The sequence below is a fragment of the Streptomyces sp. NPDC059398 genome, assembly GCF_042751845.1.
GTDB lineage: Bacteria > Actinomycetota > Actinomycetes > Streptomycetales > Streptomycetaceae > Streptomyces.
The window spans coordinates 1-3,350 of sequence record NZ_JBHYWP010000183.1 but is presented as its reverse complement, the minus strand read 5'-3'; the positions used below and the strand labels follow the sequence as shown (position 1 = coordinate 3,350).

The 3,350-nt window shown below is 73.9% G+C and carries 4 protein-coding genes; 3 read left to right on the top strand and 1 reads right to left on the bottom strand.

Annotation, left to right across the window (positions count from 1 at the left end; all coding sequences use genetic code 11):
- Nucleotides 1–103: 103 nt before the first annotated feature.
- On the bottom strand, nt 104–1,081 hold the full coding sequence (locus ACFXBC_RS34625) for a PRC and DUF2382 domain-containing protein (RefSeq protein ID WP_385033945.1): 978 nt from the start codon (nt 1,079–1,081) through the stop codon (nt 104–106).
- A 314-nt stretch (nt 1,082–1,395) separates the two neighbouring features.
- On the opposite strand from ACFXBC_RS34625, the gene ACFXBC_RS34620 reads away from it, so the two are divergent.
- The 3 genes from ACFXBC_RS34620 to ACFXBC_RS34610 all read left to right on the top strand — a co-directional run bounded on the left by ACFXBC_RS34620 (nt 1,396) and on the right by ACFXBC_RS34610 (nt 3,161).
- Nucleotides 1,396–2,166, top strand: coding sequence for a YoaK family protein (locus tag ACFXBC_RS34620; RefSeq protein ID WP_385033942.1), 771 nt, complete (start codon nt 1,396–1,398; stop codon nt 2,164–2,166).
- A gap of 37 nt (nt 2,167–2,203) precedes the next feature.
- Nucleotides 2,204–2,857, top strand: a complete 654-nt coding sequence (locus ACFXBC_RS34615; protein WP_385033939.1) for a DUF6629 family protein — start codon at nt 2,204–2,206, stop codon at nt 2,855–2,857.
- A gap of 109 nt (nt 2,858–2,966) precedes the next feature.
- Entirely contained in the window at nt 2,967–3,161 is a 195-nt protein-coding gene (locus ACFXBC_RS34610) for an antitoxin (protein WP_385033936.1), read from the top strand.
- Nucleotides 3,162–3,350 lie beyond the last annotated feature (189 nt).

Here is a 3,350-nt window from a genome sequence, read left to right as displayed (position 1 = left end):
CCCGGGGGGGGGGGGGGGCCCCCCCCCGCCCCCCCCCCCCCCCCCCCCCCGGCCGGAACCGGCCGCGCCCCAGCCGCGTCCGGAGCGCGCCGGGCACACGGCTTCAGTGGCCGGTGCCCTCCGTGTCGCCACGCTCCTTCGCGGTGTGACCGTCGTCGTACTGGATCTGCTCCTTGCGGACCTCGGCGGAGACTTCCTTCTGCTCGGTGACCTTCTCCGTCTCCATCCGCACCCGTTCGACGGCCACGGCCTCCTTGCTGACCACGGGCTGCTCGGCGTGCAGAACCACCTCGGACTCCGCCTCGCCGATACGGGCCCGCTCCGCCGTGGTGCGGTCGCCCTCCTTGATGGGCTCCCTGACGACGTGGACCTCTTCGTGGCTGACCGGGACGGTGGTCGTCACGTTCTCGGTGACCACCGTCTTGCGCAGCCGTGCGCGGCCCGCGACATGCTCTTCGGTGCCGACCCGCAGCTGCTCCTCGGAGCGGATGAGCTCCTCGTTCTCGTCCATGGCACCGCGCGAGCCCATACCGGCGGGAACGCCCCGGGCACCGGCGGTCGTGTCGGCCCCGGTGTGCATGCTGCTCTGCGCGTCACGGCCGCCCATGCCGGCGGCGGGACCGGTCGTCCCCGCCGTGCCCCGGGTGCCCGCGGTGTCCGCTGCCTCACCGTGCAGCGGGCCTGCCGCCTTCCGGTTCGCGGCGCCGGCCGCTCCTGCGGCCCCCGCGGCTCCGGCGGCTTCCGGGGCGCCGGCCGACTGGCCCGGGTGGGTGAGCCCGTAGTGCTGGTACAGCTCCTGCTCCTGGGCGAGGTCCAGGTGCTGCTCGGCGTCGAGCCGCGGGGCGTCCTTGACGAGCTCCTTGGCGTGGGGGATGTGCAGGGCGTTCTCCTCACGCCGGGCACCTTCGAGCGGGATGAAGGTTTCCTTGGTGCCGAACAGGCCGGTCTTCACGGTCGCCCACTCGGGGCGGCCACTCTGGTCGTCGAGGTAGACCTGCTCGACGCCGCCGATCTTGTCCCCGGTGATGTCGTAGACCATCAGGCCGGTCAGCTCATCGGGGCTGCGGAAGTCGGCTGCCATCTGTGATCACTCCCTTGTACGTGGTCCGGCAGAGGCTCGGACGGCCCCAGCCCGCGGATTGCACGCGTCATTCCATCGGGTGCTCATTTGCGCCTCCCGGCAACACGACTGGGCCCGGCCGACTGCCGGAATGTGCGGGAAGGGCGGTGTGCGCGCCCCGCCGCCCTCCTCACGAAGACCGCGGCCGGTTACGCCATACGAGTGAACCCGGGTGAGATGCGCTGCCCGGAGGCTGTCCGTCCGGGACGGCTGTGTCCCCGGGCGCCGTTGTGGTGGCCGGGGTTAGCGGCGAGCATGGGGCCGGAGGTCCGAACTTGCCGAAGAGACGCGCCGCCAGGCATGCCCGTGCCGCTGTGCTGCCCCTGCTGGCGGCTGCGGCGGGAGCCGTGGACGCGCTGGCCTTCATCGCTCTCGGTCATGTCTTCGCCGGTGTGATGACCGGAAACCTGATCCTGCTGGCCATCGGCCTGGGCAGCGGATCGCCGGGCGACGCGGCGTATCCGCTGGTGGCGCTCACCGGATTCGCGCTGTCCGTGGTCGCGGCGGGCCGCTTCTGCCGTACGCACGGCAGCGCCCGTACGGATGTGACCTCCGCGGGTGAGGGGCCGGGCGGCCACTGGGGCCGGGGAGTGCTCGTCTGTCTCATGGCCGAGGTCGCCCTGCTCGCCGCCGTGGGTGTGGCCTGGGCGGACGCCGGAGGCCACCCGGACGGCGCCGGCCGCGCCGCGCTGATCGCCGTGCTGTCCGTGGCGATGGGCCTCCAGACGGCCGCGATGTTCGCGGCCGGCCCCAGCGGCGCACCGACGACGTACTTCACCGGGACGCTCAGCGCGCTGCTGACCAACCCGTCGGGCGGACGCCCGGCCGGAAGCCGGCTGGCCGCGTTGCTCGCGGGTGCGGTGGGCGCCGCTGCACTGCGGACCTGGGCACCCGCCTGGGCGGCCCTGCCGCCGCCGGTATGCGCCGCGGGGGCCCTCGCGTGCGCCCTGTCGGCCGGTCCGCACGAACCGGAGCCGTCAGCACAGTCCGAACCGAAGCCCCCCACACCGAAGCCCTCCAGACCCTCCGGACCGGAGGAGCCATGACAGGACACCGGGCCGCCTAACAACTTACGGAGGCACCATGTGCTGGAGTGCGACGGCCGACCTCGCGGCGGGCTCCGCCGTCGCAGCGGTCGGGGTGGCCTGTCTGGCACGGACGCGCCGCACGCGTGACCTTCCGCTGGCCGCACTGCCGCTGCTGCTCGGAATCCACCAGGTCATCGAGGCGGTCGTCTGGCACGCCGGCGGTGGCGCGGGCCCGGCCACCACGGCCTGGGCCGTCGTCGCCCTGCCCGTACTCGCACTCTGGGTGCCCTGCGGCGTCCTGCTCGCCGCACCCCGCCCGGTACCCAGCCGCCTCCTGCTGCCCGTCGCCGCCGGGACCGCCACGGCTTCGGTCCTCGCGCTCCGTATCGCTGCCCGGCCGGTCACCGCCGAAGTCCGCGGGCACACGGTCGGGTACGTGATCGACCTGCCGCTTCCCGCCCTCGTCGTCGCCGGGTATCTGCTGGCCACCGTCGGGTCCCTGGTAATCACCACTGATCCGCTGCTGAGACTCTTCGGTGCGGTCGTCGGCGCGGGAGCCCTGATCTGCTTCCTGCTCTGGAGGCTGGAGTACGTCTCCACCTGGTGTGCCTTCGCCGCGGTCAGCGCGGTTCTCATGCTCGGCTGGGTCCGCAGGGGGCCCGGAAGCCCCGCCCGTGCCCGCCGGAATCCCGGAATCCGTACGCCCTGAGGCTGCCGCCGTGCTGCGGATCCGGTGCGCCGCGGCCCGCCGGGATGCGGACCCGGTCAAGAGCGCACACCCTGGAGTGGAGGGGGAACCGCTGTGAGGAGGACCACTCATGTCCATGATGGACAAGCTGAAGCAGATGATGAAGGGCCACGAAAGCCAGGCCGGGAAGGGGGTCGACAAGGCGGGAGACGCCGTCGACAAGAAGACCGGCGGCAAATACGAGAAGCAGGTCGACACCGGTCAGGACCAGCTCAAGAACCGCTTCGGTTCGGGCGGCGACCAGAACGACCAGCCGCACTCCTGACCTCGCCCCGCACATCTCGCTCGCTGCTCATGGCGGCTCCGGGCCCCGGGGGGGGAGCCCCGCCGGGCCCCGGCGGGGGCGCCCCCGGGCGGGGCGCGCGGCGCGGGGGCGCGCCCGCCCGCCCGGGGCCGCGGGGGGGGGCCGCGGGGGCGCGCCCCGGCGGGCGGGCGGGGGGGGGGGGGCGCGGGG